Raw genomic sequence first — 19,177 nt, 5'->3', positions numbered from 1 at the left:
TATCGCGTACTTGGCACACCGGCCCTATGCGAGCACTGACTATCTCGATTGACCGCCCCGGTTGCATTCTCGGCTCGGCTCCGTCTCCTGGTTCTTGCTCTACATCGCTGGTTATCTCGCGTCTTTGCCTCTGATTTCTTGCTTCATTTCTCTTCTCAGTTCCTTGTTTTGTTCTTGCTCTTGTCTTCTCTTCTTCTTCAACTTTTCTCTTCTCTTTCCCCGTCGTTAACCTATTCGCGCTCGGTGACTAGGCAAACGAATAGGCAGGCACCCGTGCGCTTCGTGCACGGCGCCGAATTGCCGCCGACGAGGTCCAGGACAGCGTCCAATCGTCGCGGGCGAGCCCCGCGCTGCCGATGACGTCGGCCTCCAACCAATCGCTTGATCGCAGCAGCCAGAACTCCGTTCTGCGTACCGCTGAGATCGAACAAAGCGCCACCGCTAAGACCAGCAATTCCGGCTCGTCGCGATCAACGACGGCGAGCGCTACGAGGTGAGGTCATGGGAACGATTTCAGCGTATGAGACGGCCGCGGAAAAGAGATACCGTGTGCGTTACCGCCAACCAGATCACAGCCAGACCGACAAGCGCGGCTTCAAGACCAAGCGCTCCGCCCAGCTGTTCCTCGCTTCCACCGGGGTGTCCAAGAGTCGCGGCGAGTACATCGAGGAATCGGCGGCCCTTGCCACCATCGGCGCCTTGGGACGTACATGGCTGTCTTCTCAGACGCATCTCAAGCCCTCAGCCTATGAGCCCATCGAAATCGCCTGGCGGCTCTACGTCGCCCCGCGCTGGGGCGCCGCGGAGATCGGCCGCATCCAGCACAGCGAGGTGCAGACCTGGGTGTCACAACTCGGTGCCGGCACAGCGATAACCCTGCATCCCTCGCCCGGTGCACGCAGCGCCACCCACATCATCCGCGCCTACGGCGTGCTCGCAGCGATTCTCGACGTGGAGGTCAAGGACCGCCGCATCCTGGTCAACAGCGCGCGCGGGGTGACTCTCCCCCGCAAGAAGAAGAAACCGCACACGTATCTCTCGCACGAGCAGGTCGACCTGCTCGCAACCTCGGCGACGACGCACGGCACAGTCATACTGACCCTCGCCTACACCGGCTTGCGCTGGGGTGAGGTGACCGGGTTGCGAGTGCGAGACGTGGACCTCGTCCGGAGGCGTCTGGCGGTACGGGAGAACGCCGTGCGGGTCGGCGGTAAGATTTTGCTCGGCACGCCCAAGTCGCACGAGGCACGCACGGTTCCGTTTCCCCCGTTCCTGACGGAGCGATTGGCGCTGCTCTGCGCCGATAAGACCCCGACCAGATCCTGTTCAGCAACGGGCTATCGCACCAGCGCACGCCGTCGACTCGGGACGGCTGGCTGGTCTACGCCCTCAAACGTGCCCGGGAGGTCGATCCGACCTTCCCACGCGTCACGCCCCACGACCTCCGGCACACCGCCGCGAGCCTGGCCGTGTCCGCCGGCGCGAACGTCAAAGCGCTACAGCGGATGCTCGGCCACGCCTCGGCCGCGAGGACCCTCGACGTGTACGCGGACCTCTTCGACGACGATCTGGACAGCGTCGCAGTGGCCCTCGATCAGGCCCGGATGATTTCAAGTGTGGGCAAACGGGGCACCTGAGGCACCCGTCACCAAGTTAAAACCCAGATCAGCACGGATATATTCGTGGTGCCCCCACTGGGACTTGAACCCAGACTGTGACGATTTTAAGTCGTCTGCCTCTGCCAATTGGGCTATGGGGGCGTGCCCGGTAACGGGCGATTCCAGCATAGGTGCTGCCGAGCGATGCGATCGCCCGGCAGCACCTATCGAAACAGCTACTTTGAAGCGGATGCCTCGGCGGCCGCCTTCTGCGCAGCGGGTGCCGTGGTGGCCGAAGCAGCTTCGGCTGCAGCAGCCTTGACCGTGGGCTTGCGCGGCGCACGGGGCGCACGCGGGGCCGCCGGAGCCTTGGCCGCGGGGGCTGCAGCGGGCGCAGCAGCAGGTGCCGGCGGCTTGGGACGCGAAACGAACTCTTCGAACACGGCACGCGGGTTCTCGGTGGCGATCAACGACACCACGTCGCGGCCGAGGAAAACGTTGTTGACCCAGCCCCAGACGACGCGCAGCTTGCGCTCCCAGCTCGGCATGGCGAGGCCGTGGTAGCCACGGTGGGCGAACCAGGCCGGCATGCCCGTGATGGCCAGGTTGCCGCTCTGGAAGACACCGACTCCAACGCCAAGGCCGGCAACGGCGCCCATGTTCTTGTGGAAGTACTGCACCGGTGCCTCGTCGCGCAGCACGGCAACGATGTTCTTGGCGAGCAGCTTGCCCTGGCGCACAGCGTGCTGGGCGTTCGGCACGCAGTTGCCGCCGACGCCGCCACCACTCAGGTCGGGGACACAGCTCACATCGCCGGCGCCCCAGGCGTCGGCGATGATGTCGTCTTCGGTTCCGACGCGCAGGTCGGCACGAACCTGCAGGCGACCGCGCTCTTCGATGGGAAGGTCGGTGTGGCGCACGATCGTCGGGTTCGCCATAACGCCGGCGGTCCAGATGATGAGGTCGGTTTCGAAGGTCTCTCCAGTGGAGAGCTCGATCTTTCCGTCGACCGCGCTGGTCAACTGGGTGTCGAGGTGAATCTGGGCACCGCGACCGGCGAGGTTGTCGATGACCCAGAGGCTTGTCTTGAGCGAGACCTCGGGCATGATGCGGCCCATGGCTTCGATGAGGTGAAAGTTGGTGTCCTCGAAGCTGATCTCGGGGTACAGGGTGAGCAGCGAGGTCGCGAACGAGCGCAGCTCGGCAAACACCTCGATGCCGGCGAAACCGCCACCGACCACAACGAACGTGAGCAGGCGCTCACGCTCGGGGCCGGCCGGAAGGGCTGCCGCCTTGTCGAAGTTGGTCAAAACGCGGTCGCGAATGGCGACGGCTTCTTCGATGGTCTTGAGTCCGATGGCCTGGTCGGCGACGCCCGGAATCGGGAACGTGCGCGACACCGCACCGGCGGTGACCACGATGATGTCGTACTTGAACTCGTACGGCTCGCCGGTCGGCGGGGTGATCGTGGCGGTCTTCTCGGCGTGGTTCACGTGCGTGACCTTGGCGGAGATGACGTTAGTCTTCTTGAGGTGGCGACGGTGCGACACGACCGCGTGACGCGGTTCGATGGATCCGGCAGCGACCTCCGGCAGGAAAGGCTGGTACGTCATGTAGGGCAGCGGGTCGACCATAGTGACCTCGGCTTCACCGGATCGTAGCCACTTCTCGAGCTTCCACGCCGTGTAAAAACCGGCGTAGCCGCCACCAACAATGAGAATTTTGGGCACGATGAGAAGGCCTCCTACAGGATTATGATTGTGCGAAATCTTTGGGGTTGCGCCGAATTCGCTTGATGTACCGAGTGGCCCCAATGCCCACCAGCGTTACTAGGATACCAAACCCTACGAGTACAGCGAGCGGCAGACTGATATAGGTCAGTGTCAGCTGGTTCGGGAGCCACGCCGTGAGCACATTTTGCACCGGCAGCGCCGGGTCTTCATCGACCGCAGCCGGAGCCTCCGCAACGGGAGTCTCGGTCGGAACCACGTCAATCTGAGCCCGCCGGTGCAGCGTGATCCACTCCGTGAGCAACTCGCTCGGAGTGGCCTCTGTCGCCGGAGCGACATAGCGGGTGACGGCGGCAGCGGCATCGATCAGGCCGTTGCCATAGATGGGGCTCGGCACGCTCTGCCCGTTGGCGTTCGCGGTCGCGATGACCCGGTTCATGACTCCCGCAGCGTCGAGCTTCGGATAGGCCGCCCGCACCAGGGCAACGAGCCCGGACACGATCGGCGTCGCGGCACTCGTGCCGTCCCACTGTACATAGGTCGAATCGGGCGTCACCCCGACGAGCTTCTCGCTGGGCGCAGCGACGGCAATGGTGATGCCTTGCGAGGAGGCATCGAAGCTCGCCGATTTTTCGCGGTCAACGCCGGCGACCGTCAGTACGCCGGGAATCGTCGCGGGAGCCCCGACTTCGGTGGTTCCGCTCCCCCGGTTGCCGGCGGCGGCCACAACGACGACATCATTTTCGAAAGCATAGAGAAATGCGTCATCCCAGCTCTCCGGCCAGTACAACGTATTGCGGGTGAGGGACATATTGATGACGTCCGCCCCATTGTCGACGGCCCAACGGATGCCCTGCGCGATCTGGTCGTCGTTGCTCACGGCAGAACGACTGCTGCCAAACCCGACCGACACCGCCAAAATGGATGCCTCAGGCGCCACGCCGATCAGTCCGGTACCGTCGCCAGTGCCGCGTCCGGCCAGAAGCGAGGCGACCAGGGTGCCGTGCTCGCCCTCATCATCGTCGCCGGCGACCGGGGTTTGACCGTTTGCGGAGCCGAGCCCGGAAACATCCGTTCCCCCGACGACCGCGCCGGTCAGCTCGGCCACGTTGCCGTTGACTCCAGAGTCGATGACCGCGACCGTGACGCCGGCGCCGCGCGTGGTGTTCCACGCTTCGGTGAAGCCATAATCGGCGAGCCAATACTGCAGGTCGCGAATCTGATCGGCGTGCGCGGCGGGCGCGTCGAGCACGACGGAACCGGCCACGGTACCGCCGAACAGCGCCGTGGCCAGCGCGAGCGCGACGCCCGCGCTGACCCGACGAGCGCTGACCCGGTGCGTAGTCGCGGTCACGCCAGGGCCGCCCCGGATTCGTCGATCGGCGCCGCGGAGTAGTCCAGACACTCGCAGACCGTGGGCGACCAGGTGGCGCGTTCCAGCGCGAGGTCGCCGACCGGATTGACGCCGGGTCCGGCCGCCAGCGAGTGGGCGGCCAGGGCGTGCAGGCATTTCACCCGGTTCGGCATGCCGCCGGAGGAGATGCCAGCGATTTCCGGCACGCTTCCGAGCTGGTCGCGGTCGAACAGAAAGCTCTCGTGCGCAGTCTGGTAGGCCGCGCGCACGTCCGCATCGTCGGCGAGCAGGTCGTTGTACTCGTTCATGACCTGGGTGGCTTCGAGGGAGGAGATAGCTGCGGTGGCCGCGGGGTGGCAGAGGTAATACAACGTGGGGAACGGGGTGCCGTCGGCGAGCCGCGGTGCGGTCGCCACGACGGTCGGCGCGCCGCAGACGCAGCGGGCGGCGATGCCGACGACGTTGCGGGCCGGTCGTCCGAGCTGGGCCGAGACGAGGTCGATGTCGGCCGCGGTGAACGGGTCGAACGGCGGCCGGGTCACGGTGCCACCGGTTCCGGTGTCGCCGGTGTTGATGTCGCGGGTGTTAATGTCGCTGGTGCTCCGGCTTGCGGGGCGAGGCCGGCGGTCATGGTGGAGGCGAACAAGGAACCCAGCCAATCAATCTTGGTGCTTTGGATATTGGTACTCACCGGCGCGGCATCCGCTTCAAGCGGGGCGACGACCGGTAAATCGTTGATGACGAGAAAGCTGATGTCGCCGGGCAGTACGTAGAACAACCGCTCGCGCGCCTGCGTTGTGACGTAGGTGCGGTCGTTCCAGCGTTCACGCTGGCTGGTGAGGCGGTCGACCTCGTCCTGTTGATCGGCGACGGCCCTGCTCAACTTGCTGATCTGCTGCCGCTGCTCGGCGTAGGTACGCAGGCTCGGCGCGAGAATCACCACGGCGAGCACCAGAATCACCATCATCACCAACGAGAATCCCGAAAAGCGGATGCCGCGCAGCCAGCCGCCGGCGGGCGTTTCCGTCTCCGAGACCATGGGTGGCCGCTGGGCTGGTTCACGCTGTACTGTTTGCCGCTGGGCCTGCTGGCGCTTGCCCGGCTTGGACTGCACCGGCTGGGACTGGGGCTGGGACGGCGTCTGCTGAGGTCGCTTCGGCGCCATCACAACTCCTTTCACTGGTCGGTCGTGTCTGTCAGTAAAAAATGGTACCAAGGGAAAGCTGTGGGCCCCCGACCAACCGAAATATCGGTGGTCGAGGGCCCGATAGTGCTATTGCTGCTGAGTGCCTACTACGCGGTGAAGCGGGGGAACGCGGTGCGACCGGCGTAGACCGCGGCCTCGCCGAGTTCCTCTTCGATGCGCAGCAGCTGGTTGTACTTCGCGACGCGTTCGCTCCGGGCGGGGGCGCCGGTCTTGATCTGGCCGGCATCCGTTGCGACGGCGAGGTCGGCGATGAAGGTGTCCTCGGTCTCGCCGGAGCGGTGCGAGATGATCGCGGTGTAACCGGCGCGCTGGGCCAGGGAGACGGCATCCATTGTCTCGGTCAGGGTGCCGATCTGGTTGACCTTGACCAGAATGGAGTTCGCAGCCGCGAGGGAAAGGCCCTTGGCCAGGCGCACCGGGTTGGTCACGAACAGGTCGTCTCCGACGATCTGCACCTTGTCGCCGAGCGCAGCCGTGAGGTGCACGTAGCCGTCCCAATCGTCTTCTTCGAGCGGGTCTTCGAGCGAAACGAGCGGGTAGTCGGTAACGAGCTCAGCGTAGTAGGCACTCATCTCTTCGGCCGAAAGCTTCTTGCCCTCGAAGTTGTAGCTGCTGTCCTTGAAGAATTCGCTCGCAGCGACGTCGAGGGCGAGGGCGATGTCCTTGCCGGGAACGTAACCGGCGTTTTCGATCGCTTCGACGATGAGGTCGAGCGCTGCCCGGTTGCTGGGCAGGTTGGGGGCGAAGCCGCCCTCGTCACCGAGGCCGGTGGAGAGACCCTTGGACTGCAGCAGGGCCTTGAGCGCGTGGTAGGTCTCGACGCCCCAGCGTAGGGCCTCGCTGAACGACTCAGCACCGAGCGGAACGATCATGAATTCCTGGATGTCCACATCGTTGTCGGCGTGCGATCCGCCGTTGATGATGTTCATGAGCGGCACCGGGAGGGTGTGCGCGTTCGGGCCGCCGAGGTAGCGGAACAACGGCAGTCCGGCCGAGCTCGCGGCGGCCTTGGCCACGGCGAGGCTGACGCCGAGGATGGCGTTGGCGCCGAGGCGCTCCTTGTTGTCGGTACCGTCGGCTTCGATCAGAACGAGGTCGACAATGCGCTGGTCGGTCGCGTCGATATCTTCGACCGCGGGGCCGAGGTCGTCAATGACGGCTTCGACGGCCTTGAGCACGCCCTTGCCCTGGTAACGGGCCTTGTCGCCGTCGCGCAGCTCATAAGCCTCGAACACGCCGGTGGACGCGCCGGACGGCACCGCGGCACGGCTGACCGTTCCATCGCCGAGCAAAACCTCGACTTCGATGGTCGGGTTGCCTCGCGAGTCGAGAATTTCGCGTGCGTCTACTGCCTCAATTAGGGCCACAACTGTCTCCTGTTTTGTCGGGATTGACGCCTGGTCGGGCGCCGGGGTACTGGTCGGAATGAAGGTAGGGGTGTGCCGGGTGATCCAGGCGAATTCAGTCTAACCAAACCCGTCGGCCGTTCGCCGAAGCCGCAGAGTTGCCTGGTCGGGCGCGGGTGGCCTGGTCAGGCGCCGAGCGGTTTGAAGTCGAGGTCGCCGGCCGTCTGAGTTTCGGCGGTCACGAACGCGAACCTCCCGTAGCCGGCCTCGCCGGCCCGGTCGAGCAGCGCCTTGAGGTTCTTGGTGCGGCGTTCGAGGCGGACACGCAGGCCGTCGGCGACCAGGTCGCGCTTGAGAGCGACCAGTCGAGCCGGATCGGCCTCTTTGTCGTGCACGAGCACGACCGCCAGATCAGCGGATGCGGCATCCGCTTCAAGCAGGTCGACGATGCGTTCAAAGCCGATCGAGAATCCGCAGGCGGGCACGTCGGTGCCGAGGAACCGGCCGATCATGCCGTCATAGCGGCCGCCGCCGCCGAGGGAATAGCCGAGGGAGGGGTGCGAGATCTCGAAGATGGTGCCGGTGTAATAGCCCATGCCGCGCACCAGGGTGGGGTCGAAGACCAGGTCGACGCCGGGGAGAGCGGCGCGCAGGGCGGCGAGGTCGGCGAAGGCTTTCGGGTCGAGCCAAGCCGGCACAGTGCCGTCGAACAAGCCGTTGCCCAGGGCCCAGCCGCCGGTGCCAAGCTCGGTGAGCAGCGCGGCGAGGCCCGGCGCATCGATGCCGAGGGCACCGAGTTCGGCCGCGACACCGTCGACGCCGATCTTGTCGAGCTTGTCGATCACGATCAGCGCCCGCTCGGTCAGCTCGGCGGCGACGCCCCAGTGGGCGAGCAGGGCGCTGAGGATGCGGCGGTCGTTGATACGAATGGAGCAGCCCTCGAGGCCGAGCAGATCGAGCGTCGCGGCCGTGGCGGTGATCAGTTCGATCTCGGCGAGCGCGCCGGCCTCACCGATGATGTCGATGTCACACTGCATGAACTGGCGGTAGCGGCCCTTCTGCGGCCGTTCCGCGCGCCAGACCGGTGCGATCTGAATCGACCGGAACACGGTCGGCAGGCTCGCACGGTGAGTGGCGTAAAACCGGGCGAGCGGCACCGTCAGGTCGAACCGCAGGCCCAGGTCGGCCAGCGACAGAAGGTCATCCTGCTCGGCCGCCGCCGCAACATCCGCTGGGCTGAGCCCGCGCTTGAGCACCGCGAAGGCGAGTTTCTCGTTGTCGCCGCCGAGCCCGGAGTGCAGGCGGGCGGAGTCTTCCATGACCGGGGTTTCGATCTCGTCGAAGCCATGCGCACGAAAACTCTCGCGAATAATGCCGAGCGAGCGTTCGCGGAGGGCCTTGTCGGCGGGGAGAAAATCGCGCATGCCGCGCGGCGGGGTCACTGCAATAGCCATGGAGTAATTCTCTCAGCATGCCGTGGAAGCGATTCACCGCCCGCCCCTGAAAATGGCCGCGCCCTAGACTCGGGGGAACAAGTGGGGGTGTGAATGTCGGTCGCGACTGTTTCCGGCGGAGTGGACGTGACGTCGAGCGGCGTCGCGGTGACCGGGGTCAGTCGGTCATTTGGCAGTGTGCTGGCGGTGGTGAATGCGTCGCTCGTTGTGCCGGCCGGGTCGGTGACGGCGTTGATCGGACCGAACGGCGCGGGCAAGACGACCCTGCTGCTCATGCTCGCCACGTTGCTCACACCGTCGACGGGCAGCATCCGCATCAACGGGCACGACCCGGTCACCGAACCCGAACGGGTGCGCGCCGTCACGGGCTGGATGCCGGACGCCCTGGGTTCCTGACCGAGCCTCTCCGCCCGTGCCGCCCTGCAGACCACCGGGCGCATGTACCGAATGACCCGCGAGCAGGCCGCCGTGCGCGCCGACGAACTGATCGCGCTGACCGACCTCGGTGATTTTGCCGATCGACCCTCGCGGGTACTGTCCCGCGGTCAGAAACAACGCCTGAGCCTGGCGCGGGCGCTCGTGCACTCTCCGGGCGTGCTGCTGCTCGACGAACCGGCGTCCGGTCTCGACCCGGCCGCGCGCGCGTCACTGCGCCAGCTGCTGCGTCGCCTGGCCGGCGACGGCACCGCCATTTTGGTGTCGAGTCACGTCCTCGCCGAACTCGACGAGATGGCGGATGCCGCGGTGTACCTCGCCGCCGGACGCACGGCGAGCCCGGAGCAGGTGGCCGCGGCGGGCGCGAGTGCCAGATCCTGGCGCATCCGTTCCCTGGATAAGGCGGCGCTGGAACGCGCCCTCGCCACTCCCGGAGTGGTCGGCGCGCTCGGCACGGTGCGCGGCGTCGACCAGCTCGGCACTTTGGTGCAGGTGGAGAACGAGGCGTCGGCGGCTGCTCTGCTGCACAATCTGGTGCTGAGCGGGGTTCCGGTCTGCGATTTCGGGCCGGCCGTCGGCAACCTCGAACACACCTTTCAGGACCTCACCCGGTCGACCGGTGGGGAGGCGACGAAATGACCCACTCACGGGTGTACTTCTCCGGGCTCTGGCTCATCGTCACCCTCGAACTGCGTCAGCGCGTGCGTGGAGCCTCGTGGTACGTGTTGCTCGGCGTCTTCATGCTGCTCGTCGGCGTGGTCACGTTTCTGCTCTGGCTGGCGACCTCGGCCTGGCTGGCCGGCGGCGGCGGCGTGTTCTCCACCATCATCTTCTTCGTGCTGCTGCTCGGCACGCTGGTCTCTCCGGCGCTGTCGGGCAATGCCATCAACGGCGATCGGGATGCCGGCACCCTCGCCACGACGCAGGTCACGCTGATCAGCACCGGGCAACTCGTGCTCGGCAAGTTTCTTGCCGCCTGGATCACGGCCCTCGCCTTTCTCGCGGCGGCGCTGCCGTTTCTCATCTTCGCGGTCGTGCTCGGCGAAGTCTCGTTCGGCACCATCGCCGTGTCGGTGCTCGTGCTCGCAACCGAGCTCGGCGCCATTGCAGCCGTCGGAGTCGGACTCTCCGGCATTCTGACCCGGCCGCTGTTTTCGATCGTGCTGACCTATCTGGTCGTCGCGGCGCTCAGCCTCGGCACCCTCATCGCGTTCGCGCTGCTCGGCACCGCCACCCAACAGCAGGCGACGAATGTGAGCTACTACGTGGTGTCGTCGACGTTCGACGAGGCCACCGGCGAGCAGTCGGACATCGTCTGTTCCACGGCCGAGACGACGACCCAAAACGTGCCACGCTTCGACTACTTCTGGTGGATTCTCGCCGCGAACCCCTACGTGGTGGTCGCGGATGCCGCCCCCGGCAGCTTCAACGACGCCGGCTACCCGACCGACCTGTTCGGCCAGATCGCCGTCGGCGTGCGCAGCGCCCAGTCGCCGCCGGAGTTGTACACGGAGTTCAACGGCTGCGACGAGGCCGCCCAGAGCAGCCGCAACGACAGCGGCGCCTTCTCCGGTGAGGCCTTCGACCGGGGTCCGACCGCACAGCAGACCTACGACGGCGCGGTGCCGAGCTGGTTCATCGGCCTCGCCATGCACCTGCTGCTCGGCGCGGGCGCCCTGCTCTGGGCGTGGCGCCGCACGCGCACCCCCGCGACCCATCTCCCCGCCGGCAGCCGCATCGCCTAACCCTCTGTTCTGATCCGCGTTAGGAGGGGAGGGCGATTATTCCGGCGTCGAAGGACTCGTCCAGCGGAGCGCCGGGCGCCTGGACTCCCTCGGCTCCGCGGATCTCGCCCTGCAGGTCGCGCACGGCGGCGCGCAGCGCGCGCTCGGCGTCAAGGCCCTGGGCCCGCGCGGAGGCCACGATCGCCAGCAGCAGCGGCCCCAGATCGGCTTCGGATTCGATCGGAAGCGGGAAGCCGGCATCCGCTTCGATCAGGCCGATCTTTTCGGCCCGACCCAGCACCTTGTCGGCGAGGGCGAGGGCCGGCATACCGCCCGGAATCCCGTCGAGCACGCTGGTGCGGCCCGGCTTCTCCTCGGCTTTAAAACCGTCCCAGGCAGCCGAGACCTCCGCCGCGGTGTCGAGGGTAACATCACCGAACACGTGCGGGTGTCGCCCGACCATTTTCTCGGTCAGGCGGGCAGCGACATCCTGAATGTCGAAGTTCTCCTCCGGGGTGTGCGCGGCCAGGTCGGCGTGGAACAGCACCTGGTAGAGCACATCGCCGAGTTCCTCGAGCAGGTCGTCGCGGCTGCCGTCCTCGATCGCCTCGATCAGTTCGTGCGTCTCTTCGACCAGATGCCGCACCAGCGAGGCGTGGGTCTGGTCGGCGTCCCACGCGCAGCCGCCGGGCCCGCGCAGCCGCGCGACGGTGACGATCAGGGTGTCCAGAGGGCTGGGTTGCATCGTTGTCTGCCGAGCGGATGCCGCATCCCGGTCATTTTTGTCGGCCGGCGGAGTCGGTCGGGTAGCGTTGGCACCGGACACGGAGCCGGAGGAAAACACGGGGTTGGTCATGGTCGGCACTCCTGGATCGGTTCCATCGTCTCTCCATCGTAGGTGGGCCACCGATGATCGTTCAGGCACGTCGTGTATTGTCGACAACGGTGAGCCGGGAAGTCTGGTCGGCACATGGATGTGCGCGCCCGAAAGACCAGAGGAATTCATATGACCGAATCGTCCAACGCACCAGCTTCGAAGGCCACCCCGTCGACCGCCACCGTGCTTCGCCGCGGCAGCCACAACGAATTCATGCGGATCTCGCGCATTCTGCGCAAGGAAACCGTCGGAGGCGCCATTCTGCTCGCCGCAACCGTGGCCGCGCTGATCATGGCCAACTCCGGCTTCTCCGACGCCTACTACGCCTTTCGCGACTACAAGATCGGCTACGCCCCCTGGCACCTCGAGCTGAGCCTCGGCGCCTGGGCCGCCGACGGCCTGCTGGCAATCTTCTTCTTTCTGGCCGGCCTCGAGCTGAAACGTGAATTCGTGGCCGGCGACCTGCGCAGCATGAACCGGGCCATCGTACCGGTGGCCGCAGCGGTTGGTGGCGTGATCGTTCCGGCGGTCATCTACACGCTGATCAACCTCGAATCCGGCGCTGAAACTCTTCGCGGCTGGGCAATTCCCACCGCGACCGACATTGCGTTTGCCGTCGCCGTTCTTGCCGTCATCGGATCGAAGCTTCCGCCCGCACTACGCATTTTCCTGCTGACCCTCGCCGTGGTCGACGATTTACTGGCCATTGCGATCATCGCTTTCTTCTACACCACGGACATCGCCGTGCTGCCACTCATTCTGGCCCTGGTGCTGCTCAGTCTGTTCTGGCTGTTGACTCATAAATTCTCCTACTTCTTTGGAACCAGGGGCTGGGCGGCATGGACGGTGCTGCTGCCGCTCGGCTTCATCGTCTGGGCGCTCGTGCACGGTTCCGGCGTACACGCGACCGTCGCTGGCGTACTCCTCGGTTTCGCCGTACCCGTGCTGCGCAGCAAGCGCGGCGGCGGGCCAGATGCCGGGCCCGGCCTGGCCGAAACCCTGGAACATCGCATTCGCCCGCTTTCGAGCGGTTTCGCGATTCCGGTGTTCGCGTTCTTCTCCGCCGGCGTCACCCTCGGCGGTGTCGAGGGTCTGTACCAGGCCCTCACCGACCCGGTAGCGGTCGGCATCGTCGTCGCCCTCGTGGTCGGCAAGCCGATCGGGGTGTTGCTGGCAACCTTCATCGTGACCAAGACCACCAAGGCAACCCTCGACCCCGACCTGGCCTGGATCGACGTCATCGGCGTGTCCCTGCTGGCCGGCGTCGGCTTCACCGTGTCACTGCTGATCAGCGAGCTCGCCTTCGGCCAGGGCAGCCCGCACGACGATCACGCCAAGGTCGCCATCCTGGTCGGTTCGCTGCTCGCCGCCCTGCTGGCCACCGCGATCCTGCGCTCCCGCAACCGTCACTACGGTCGCATTGCCGATAAGGAAGCCATCGACAGCGACAACGACGGCATCCCGGATGTGTACCAGACGGAACAGTCGTCGAAGGGCTAAGCATCCGCTGACTCAGACAGCACCGTCGTTCCTGCAACGACGGTGCTGTCTGCGTTAACGGTTAGGTGGCGGACAGAACGGCCGGCGGGAAGATCGCGGTCAGCAGCGACTTGGTCCACTCGATCAGGGCGTTGTCATCCAGCGGCTCACCGTTCGGCCGTGGCATCGGTACGCTGAGCGCCCCAGTGGCCGACACGTAACGTGAGCCGGGATACATCCGCTGCAACCGGATTTGAATGGAGTCGGCCAGATCGGCCGGAGCAACCCGCAGGTTCGACCCCATGGCGACGACCTCGCTGAGGTTCGCCTGCTGGGCCTGCCAGCGCAGCCGCGACACGGCCACCAGGTTCTGAACCGGCACCGGCGGTTCGCCGTAACGGTCGGTGAGTTCCTCGACCACGAAATCGATCTGGTCGTCGGCCGCCGTCGGCGAGCTCGCGCTGGACAGCTTCTGGTACGCCTCGAGACGCAGCCGCTCGCTGTCGACGAAGTCGTGCGGAATGTGCGCGTCCACCGGCAGCTCGAGCCGCAGCTCGGTCTGCCCCTCGGCGACGTCGCCGCGGAACGTCGACACGGCCTCACCGATCATCCGCAGGTACAGGTCGAAGCCGACGCCCGCGATGTGCCCGGCCTGTTCGCCGCCGAGCAGGTTTCCGGCACCGCGAATCTCCAGGTCCTTTAGGGCCACCTGCATACCGGCACCGAGTTCGTTGTTCGCCGCGATCGTGGCGAGCCGATCGTGCGCGGTCTCCGACAGCGGCTTGTTCTCGTCGTAGAGGAAGTAGGCGTAGGCCCGCTCACGCCCACGACCGACCCGGCCGCGCAGCTGGTGCAGCTGGCTCAAGCCGAACTTGTCGGCCCGGTCGATGATGATCGTGTTCGCGTTATTGATGTCGAGGCCGGTTTCGATGATCGTGGTGCAGACCAGAATGTCGAACTTGCGCTCCCAGAAGTCGCCGACCACCTGCTCGAGCTGAGCCTCGGGCAGCTGCCCGTGCGCGATCGCGATGCGCGCCTCCGGCACCAGTTCGGCGAGCTCCGAGGCGATGCGGTTGATGCTCGTGACCCGGTTGTGCACGAAGAAGATCTGGCCCTCGCGCAGCAGTTCCCGACGGATGGCCGCAGCCACCTGCCGTTGCGAGTACGGTCCGACAAAGGTCAGGATGGGGTGCCGGTCCTCGGGCGGGGTGGCCAGGGTCGACATTTCGCGAATTCCGGTTACCGCCATCTCCAGCGACCGCGGAATGGGGGTCGCGCTCATCGCGAGAATATCCACGTTGGTCTTGAGCTTCTTCAGGGCGTCCTTGTGCTCGACACCAAAGCGCTGTTCCTCGTCGATAATGACCAGGCCGAGATCCTTGAAGAGGATCGACGGCGACAGTAGCCGGTGCGTGCCGATGACGACGTCGACGGTGCCCTCGAGCATTCCGGCGATCGTCTCGCGCGACTCTTTGTCGGTCTGGAATCGGGACAGGGCGCGCAGGTGAATCGGGAACCCGGCGAAGCGCTCCTTGAACGTTTCCATGTGCTGGCTGACCAGCAGGGTGGTCGGCACGAGCATGGCCACCTGCTTGCCGTCCTGCACGGCCTTGAATGCAGCACGAATGGCCACCTCGGTTTTGCCGAAGCCGACGTCGCCACTGAGCAGCCGGTCCATCGGAATCGGCCGTTCCATGTCGGCTTTGACCTCGTCGATCGTCGTCAGCTGGTCGGGGGTCTCCACGAATGGGAAGGCTTCTTCGAGCTCGCGCTGCCAGGGGGTGTCCGGTCCGAAGGCGTGACCCTTGCTCGCCATCCGCGCCGAATACAGCTTGACCAGCTCGACGGCAATGTCGCGCACCGCCTTGCGCGCCTTGGTCTTGGCGCTCGACCAGTCGCTGCCGCCCATCTTGCTCAGGGTCGGCGCCTCCCCGCCGACATAGCGGGTGACCAGGTCGAGCTGGTCGGTCGGCACATACAGCCGGTCGCCGGCGTGGCCGCGCTTGGACGCCGCATATTCCAGCACCAGGTATTCGCGGGTGGTCTTGACCGGGTTGCGCCCACCGCTCGACACCTCGCGCTGGGTCAGTTCGAGAAAACGACCGATGCCGTGCGTCTGGTGCACGACGTGGTCACCGGCGACCAGCTGCAACGGGTCGACGACATTCTTGCGGCGGCTCGCGAGCTTCTTGATCTGCCTGGCCGAGTAGCCGACCGTGCGCCCGTAAAATTCGCTCTCGCTGATCAGCGTCAGTTTGCTGGTCGGCAGCTCAAAACCGTGATCGACGGATGCCTTCAGCAGGTAAGCGATACCGGCCTCCGGTTCCAGCGGCCACACGTCTACGACGCGCACCGGAAGTTCGCGTTCGGCCAAAACCTGCGCGGCCCGCTCGACCAGCCCCGCCCCCTGGGCGACGATACCGACGACCCAGCCGTCGTGCAGCCGGGAGGCGACATGACCCACTGCACCGTCGACGCTGCCGGCGAAGGTGGGGACGGCATCCGCTTCGATGCGAATGGTGAGCAGTTCGTCCATTTCGAGGTGTTCGGGCAGAACCGCCTCGTCGGTGGGCGCGGCCTGGAACGTGCTCAGGGTCCACCAGTGGTGGCCGGACGCCGGTGCACCGGGAGCCGAATATTTGACGCTGTCGCGCAGGCGGCCGAGCGTGAGAAAATCGCCGGATTCGAGGTCGATCGGCGCGTCGGCACCGGCCGTGGCAGCGCTCCAGGCTGCACCGAGAAACTCACGGTTGGTCTCGGCGAGGCTGATCGCGCGGCTTGCGACCCGCTCCGGCGAGATCACGGCGACGGCAGCGTTGCTCGGCAGGTAGTGCGTGACCGGCACCAGCCGGTCGACCAGGGCGGGGGCGAGGCTTTCCATGCCCTCGACCGGGATGCCCTCGGCGATCTTGGCGAGCAGACCGGACAGGCTCGGAAATTCGTGCTGCATTTCCCGGGCGCGCTGCCGCACGGCCGGGCTGAGCAGCAGTTCCCGGCTCGGCGGCAGGCTGACGGATGCGACCGGTTCGGGCAAGGACCGTTGGTCGGCGACGCTGAACAGGCGAATCTGCTCGACCTCGTCGCCGAAGAATTCCACCCGGTAGGGGTGCGAGGCGACCGGCGGAAAGACGTCGAGAATACCGCCGCGCACGGCGAACTCGCCGCGCCGGGTGACCATGTCGACGCGGGCGTAGGCCACATTGACCAGCTGCAGCACGATCGCCGAGAGGTCGTGCCCGCGGGCTCCGACCGTCAGTTCGATCGGTTCGTAGTCGGTGAGGTTGTCGGCGACCGGCTGCAGGGCGGCTCGCACCGAGGCGACGACGATAAGCGGATGCCGCTCGCGCGCGTCCTGCTCCTGCCACTCGCGCATCCGCCGCAGGGCGTGCAGGCGCTTGCCGACGATCTCGGCGCTCGGGCTCAGGCGTTCGTGCGGGAGGGTTTCCCAGGCTGGAAAGTCGATGATCTCCGCGCTCGTGGCGAAGCAGCCGAGGTTCTCGCGCAGCGCCTCAGACTCGCGGCCGGTCGCGGTGATGACGAACAGCGCCTGAGCATCATCGCGGCGCAGGTCGAGCAGCGCGGCGAGCAGCGGGGCGCGCAGGCCCTCGGTCAGACTGAAATCAGCATCCCGGCTGGCATAAGCGAGGGCATTGTCGAACGTGGAGGCGCGCGCGAGCGCTGCGATTAAGCCCTGAAGGATCACTGAACGAGTCTACCTACGCGGGCGAGTGGAACTTCTGTTGGGCCGCCACGACGCCGTCGGTGGCGATCAATTCGATCGCGTCGGCGGCATCCGCTATTAAAACGGGCAGAATGCTGCGCTCGGCGGCTGCGAAGTCGTGCAAGACGAAGTCGGCCGCGTTCTGGCGGCCCGGCGGCCGGCCGATGCCCATGCGAATGCGAATGAACTCGTTGCTGCCGGTGGCCGCGATAATGTCGCGCAGGCCGTTGTGGCCGCCGTGACCGCCGCCAACCTTGATCTTGAGGGTGTCGAAGGGCAGGTCCAGGTCATCGTGCACGACGATGAGGCGGGAAATGGGCAGCGAGTAGAAGCGCAGCAGCGCGGCGACCGGGCTGCCGGAGACGTTCATAAATGTGGTGGGCTTGGCCAGCACCAGCTTGGGTGCGCCGGGAGCTAGTCGCCCCTCGGCGACCAGGGCGGCGGTTTTGTGACGCTTGAAATTCGCGGGCAGACGATTGGCGAGTTGCCCTGTGACCATCTGCCCGACGTTGTGGCGGTTGCCAGCGTAGTCGGGCCCGGGGTTACCGAGCCCGACTACGAGCCACAGGTTCGTATCCAGGGGAATCCTCCGCCTAAGTGTTGGAAAACCCCGCGAGAACCGAGTGAAGATAATTGTTACGCGGCGGGCGGCGTGGCGGCCGGGGTGCCAGCAGTGATGACCTCGGTCTCCTCGGACTCGTCCTCGCCACGCGGCGTGTGGACGTAGATGACCAGGGTGTCGGGGTCGGATACGAGCACGGCGCCGGCGGGCAGGGTGACGTCCTTGGCGTGCAGCTGCGCGCCGTCTTCGAGGCCCTCGATCGACAACTGGAGGTTCTCGGGGATGTCGGTGGCTTCAACCTCGAGCAGGAGCGACTTGGTGTCGAAGTCGGCCATGGTGCCGGGGAACGATTCGCCGGTGGTGTGTACGGGGACCTCAACCTGGACCTTTTCACCCTTGCGTACGACGATGAGGTCAATGTGCTCAATGATGGCCTTGACCGGGTCCTTCTGCACGTCCTTGACCAGCACAAGCTGCTTCTCGCCGGCGAGATCGAGCTCAAGAATCATGTTCTTGCGACGCAGCAGCAGACCGATGCGGTGCGAGGGCAGCGACACGTGCACCGGCTCGGTGCCGTGGCCGTAGATGACGGCCGGGATCAGGCCGAGCACGCGCAGCTTGCGGGCCGCACCCTTGCCAAAGTTTTCGCGCAGTTCAGCGACGACGGCATTTACTTCTTTTTTAGCCATGGTGTTACTCCTAGCGGGTATAAGACCCAGATCGTGGTCTTCGGGCCGAGGCCCGAAGATGGGGGTACTGATTCAACTCGAACGCATGTCAGCGTGAGGAAAAGCCCAAGGTCTCGTCCGCCGCGTCGATCACGGATGCCGTCAGCCCGGTTGCCCGGGTGACGATATCCCTCGCCGAAGTTCGATTCTCAACCTTACACAGTTTGGGCCGCCCCCGCAGTCCGGGCGTGTCGCCCGCTGTAGCCGTGCCACCCCAGCCGTTAGGGTCAGAGCATGCCCTCCAGCCTGCACAACCGCGTCGTCGATGCGGTCGGCACCCCCATCGTGGACGGCCGGATGCCGGCCGGGACGGTCATGCTCGCCGATCACATCGCCCTCGACCAGGGCGTCAGCCGATCGGTCGTGCGCGAGGCCGTGCGCGTGCTCGCCGCGATGGGATTGGTCGAATCGATCAAACGGGTCGGCATCCGCGTGCGTCCGCAATCGGGGTGGAATGCCTTCGATCCGACGCTTATTCGGTGGCGGTTAGCCGGGCCGGAGCGCGGCGCACAGTTGCGCTCGCTGACCGAGCTGCGAGCATCCGTTGAGCCGATGGCGGCCGAGCTGGCTGCCGCACACTGCCCGCAGGCGATGTCGGGCGAACTGATGACCGTGGCCGCGCAGATGCGCACGGTAGGGCGCTCCGGCGACCTGGAGCGATTTCTGACCCTGGACATCCATTTTCACCGGCTGGTCCTGCACGGCTCCGGCAATGAAATGTTTGCCAAGCTCGACGAGGTGATCGCCGCTGTGCTCTCGGGGCGCACCGGCCTCGGCCTGATGCCCGAGAAACCGCACGAGACCGCGCTGCAGTGGCACGTGGACGTGGCCGATGCCGTGCAGGGCGGGCACCCCGTGCAGGCCCGGGAGTCGATGGAGCTCATTATGCGGCGCACCATCGCCGAGGTGGAAGACTCCTGGGACGATACCCCGCGGCTGTTCTTCTCAGCCGCGGAATAGTT

The 19,177-nt window shown here is 66.0% G+C and carries 14 protein-coding genes, 1 tRNA gene and 1 pseudogene; 5 read left to right on the top strand and 11 right to left on the bottom strand.

The annotated features are described in order from the left end of the window. Positions 1 to 1,319: 1,319 nt before the first annotated feature. Positions 1,320 to 1,637 (top strand): tyrosine-type recombinase/integrase, encoded by a 318-nt coding sequence (locus tag E3T31_RS18610; RefSeq protein WP_370304240.1) that lies wholly within the window; start codon positions 1,320 to 1,322, stop codon positions 1,635 to 1,637. Positions 1,638 to 1,683: 46 nt separating this feature from the next. Here the strand turns inward: E3T31_RS18610 and E3T31_RS02590 are convergent. From E3T31_RS02590 to hisS, 7 genes are all read right to left on the bottom strand, one after another. Next, a tRNA-Leu gene (locus E3T31_RS02590) sits at positions 1,684 to 1,760 on the bottom strand. A 74-nt stretch (positions 1,761 to 1,834) separates the two neighbouring features. Further along, entirely contained in the window at positions 1,835 to 3,328 is a 1,494-nt protein-coding gene (locus tag E3T31_RS02585; protein WP_134467344.1) for an NAD(P)/FAD-dependent oxidoreductase, read from the bottom strand. A gap of 22 nt (positions 3,329 to 3,350) precedes the next feature. Further along, entirely contained in the window at positions 3,351 to 4,682 is a 1,332-nt protein-coding gene (locus E3T31_RS02580; protein WP_134467343.1) for a S8 family serine peptidase, read from the bottom strand. Beyond that, complete coding sequence (locus E3T31_RS02575) at positions 4,679 to 5,224, bottom strand: DUF501 domain-containing protein (RefSeq protein ID WP_134467342.1); 546 nt, start codon at positions 5,222 to 5,224, stop codon at positions 4,679 to 4,681. The genes E3T31_RS02580 and E3T31_RS02575 overlap by 4 nt, the downstream gene beginning before the upstream one ends. Beyond that, positions 5,221 to 5,847: a septum formation initiator family protein gene (locus E3T31_RS02570; RefSeq protein WP_241977531.1), complete on the bottom strand. Its 627-nt coding sequence runs from the start codon at positions 5,845 to 5,847 to the stop codon at positions 5,221 to 5,223. Before E3T31_RS02570 ends, E3T31_RS02575 begins: the two co-directional genes overlap by 4 nt. Before the next feature lie 128 nt (positions 5,848 to 5,975). Then, a complete protein-coding gene (gene eno / locus E3T31_RS02565; RefSeq protein ID WP_134467341.1) occupies positions 5,976 to 7,256 on the bottom strand; it encodes a phosphopyruvate hydratase in 1,281 nt (426 codons plus the stop codon). 164 nt (positions 7,257 to 7,420) lie between these two features. Next, entirely contained in the window at positions 7,421 to 8,689 is a 1,269-nt protein-coding gene (gene hisS, locus E3T31_RS02560; RefSeq protein ID WP_134467340.1) for a histidine--tRNA ligase, read from the bottom strand. A gap of 93 nt (positions 8,690 to 8,782) precedes the next feature. Between hisS and E3T31_RS18480 the strand changes: the two are divergent. Then, positions 8,783 to 9,763 (top strand): annotated as a pseudogene (locus E3T31_RS18480) (ABC transporter ATP-binding protein). Then, positions 9,760 to 10,869: an ABC transporter permease gene (locus tag E3T31_RS02550; RefSeq protein ID WP_241977529.1), complete on the top strand. Its 1,110-nt coding sequence runs from the start codon at positions 9,760 to 9,762 to the stop codon at positions 10,867 to 10,869. The pseudogene E3T31_RS18480 and the gene E3T31_RS02550 overlap by 4 nt, the downstream one beginning before the upstream one ends. A 19-nt stretch (positions 10,870 to 10,888) precedes the next feature. On the opposite strand, the gene E3T31_RS02545 is transcribed toward E3T31_RS02550, so the two are convergent. Next, on the bottom strand, positions 10,889 to 11,704 hold the full coding sequence (locus E3T31_RS02545) for a MazG family protein (protein WP_370304204.1): 816 nt from the start codon (positions 11,702 to 11,704) through the stop codon (positions 10,889 to 10,891). 150 nt (positions 11,705 to 11,854) lie between these two features. Here E3T31_RS02545 and nhaA point away from each other — a divergent pair, with 150 nt between their 5' ends. Next, positions 11,855 to 13,225, top strand: coding sequence for a Na+/H+ antiporter NhaA (gene nhaA, locus E3T31_RS02540; protein ID WP_134467339.1), 1,371 nt, complete (start codon positions 11,855 to 11,857; stop codon positions 13,223 to 13,225). Positions 13,226 to 13,286: 61 nt separating this feature from the next. Here nhaA and mfd read toward each other — a convergent pair whose 3' ends face one another. The 3 genes from mfd to E3T31_RS02525 are packed head-to-tail and all read right to left on the bottom strand — an operon-like array spanning position 13,287 to position 18,176. Further along, positions 13,287 to 16,907: a transcription-repair coupling factor gene (gene mfd / locus E3T31_RS02535; protein ID WP_134467338.1), complete on the bottom strand. Its 3,621-nt coding sequence runs from the start codon at positions 16,905 to 16,907 to the stop codon at positions 13,287 to 13,289. 13 nt (positions 16,908 to 16,920) lie between these two features. Then, the gene (pth, locus tag E3T31_RS02530; protein WP_134467337.1) at positions 16,921 to 17,505 is read right to left on the bottom strand and encodes an aminoacyl-tRNA hydrolase; all 585 of its coding nucleotides are present in this window, start codon (positions 17,503 to 17,505) and stop codon (positions 16,921 to 16,923) included. Positions 17,506 to 17,561: 56 nt separating this feature from the next. Continuing rightward, positions 17,562 to 18,176, bottom strand: a complete 615-nt coding sequence (locus E3T31_RS02525; RefSeq protein WP_134467336.1) for a 50S ribosomal protein L25/general stress protein Ctc — start codon at positions 18,174 to 18,176, stop codon at positions 17,562 to 17,564. Between the two features lie 273 nt (positions 18,177 to 18,449). On the opposite strand from E3T31_RS02525, the gene E3T31_RS02520 reads away from it, so the two are divergent. After that, positions 18,450 to 19,175, top strand: a complete 726-nt coding sequence (locus tag E3T31_RS02520) for a FadR/GntR family transcriptional regulator (RefSeq protein ID WP_134467335.1) — start codon at positions 18,450 to 18,452, stop codon at positions 19,173 to 19,175. Positions 19,176 to 19,177 lie beyond the last annotated feature (2 nt).

This window comes from Cryobacterium sp. TMS1-13-1 (assembly GCF_004403125.1).
In the GTDB taxonomy this organism is placed as follows: Bacteria; Actinomycetota; Actinomycetes; order Actinomycetales; family Microbacteriaceae; genus Cryobacterium; species Cryobacterium levicorallinum.
The sequence above is the reverse complement of the archived record's forward strand: the minus strand, read 5'-3'. Positions and strand labels throughout refer to the sequence as shown.

Coding starts and splice junctions, on each gene's coding strand:
- E3T31_RS02570 (WP_241977531.1), bottom strand. CDS start 5,847: ATGGCGCCGAAGCGACCTCAGCAGACGCCGTCCCAGCCCCAGTCCCAG.
- E3T31_RS02545 (WP_370304204.1), bottom strand. CDS start 11,704: ATGACCAACCCCGTGTTTTCCTCCGGCTCCGTGTCCGGTGCCAACGCT.
- nhaA (WP_134467339.1), top strand. CDS start 11,855: ATGACCGAATCGTCCAACGCACCAGCTTCGAAGGCCACCCCGTCGACC.
- hisS (WP_134467340.1), bottom strand. CDS start 8,689: ATGGCTATTGCAGTGACCCCGCCGCGCGGCATGCGCGATTTTCTCCCC.
- E3T31_RS02550 (WP_241977529.1), top strand. CDS start 9,760: ATGACCCACTCACGGGTGTACTTCTCCGGGCTCTGGCTCATCGTCACC.
- E3T31_RS02525 (WP_134467336.1), bottom strand. CDS start 18,176: ATGGCTAAAAAAGAAGTAAATGCCGTCGTCGCTGAACTGCGCGAAAAC.
- E3T31_RS02520 (WP_134467335.1), top strand. CDS start 18,450: ATGCCCTCCAGCCTGCACAACCGCGTCGTCGATGCGGTCGGCACCCCC.